The sequence below is a fragment of the Streptococcus suis genome (assembly GCF_002964045.1).
In the GTDB taxonomy this organism is placed as follows: domain Bacteria; phylum Bacillota; class Bacilli; order Lactobacillales; family Streptococcaceae; genus Streptococcus; species Streptococcus suis_U.
The window spans coordinates 1-844 of sequence record NZ_POPB01000201.1 but is presented as its reverse complement, the minus strand read 5'-3'; the positions used below and the strand labels follow the sequence as shown (position 1 = coordinate 844).

General features: G+C 40.6%; 1 protein-coding gene. It reads right to left on the bottom strand.

Features of this window, described 5'->3' with window-relative positions; all coding sequences use genetic code 11:
• The coding region (locus tag C1E99_RS01715; protein ID WP_105206410.1) for an ISL3 family transposase at positions 1-844 on the bottom strand (844 nt) is incomplete at both ends.

The following is an 844-nucleotide window of genomic DNA, read 5'->3' as shown; positions in this document are numbered from 1 at the left end:
GAATAAAAGAGGTTCTGAGACAGTTTACGGCTATCTTTTTGAAGAATCCGCCAGTGATTTTTCATGGCTCGATAAGGTAGGGAAGGTGTATCAAAGGTTTTCATAATGTCAATTCTAGTCGACATCATAGCCCGGCTCAGGTGCTGGATAACGTGAAATCGATCAAGAACAATTTTCGCTCTTGGAAATAGCTGTTTGATGATGGGAATATAGCTACCCGACATGTCCACCGTCACGATTTTGACAGTCTCTCTAACCACGCTAGGATACTTGTAGAAATAGTTCTTTATGGTTGCTTGGCGGTTATTCTCGAGAATGGTCACAATGCGTCTCGTCTCAAAATCCTGGGCAATAAAGGCCAATTTTCCTTTGTTCCGACTAAATTCATCCCAGCTTAAGACTTTTGGTAATTTCGTAAAATCTTGAGGAAATTGAAACTGAGCCAATTTTCTCTGTACGACGGAAACAGAAATGTGTAGTCTCCTAGCGATAGCAGAGTTGGTCATGTTTTCTGTGTGTAGTTGAGTGACTTTCTCCCAGATTGGTTGGGAAATCTGACAGTTTTTCTTGACCAGAGGGGTCTCAGAAACGGTTACTTTTTGGCAAGATTTGCACTGAAACCGCCGTTTCTTAAGCAGTAGGAGGGTTGGAAACCCCTGGCAATCCAAAATTGGAATTTTTGACGGCATTTGAAAATCGTACTTGATACATTTTTCTTGACAATGAGGACAGCTAGGACTGTCGTAATCTAGCTTTGCCCTGATTTCTAGATGGGTTTGATGTTTCAAAACGAAGAGAATTTTAATGTTTTTATCTTTGATTCCGATTAGTTCTGTGGTATGAT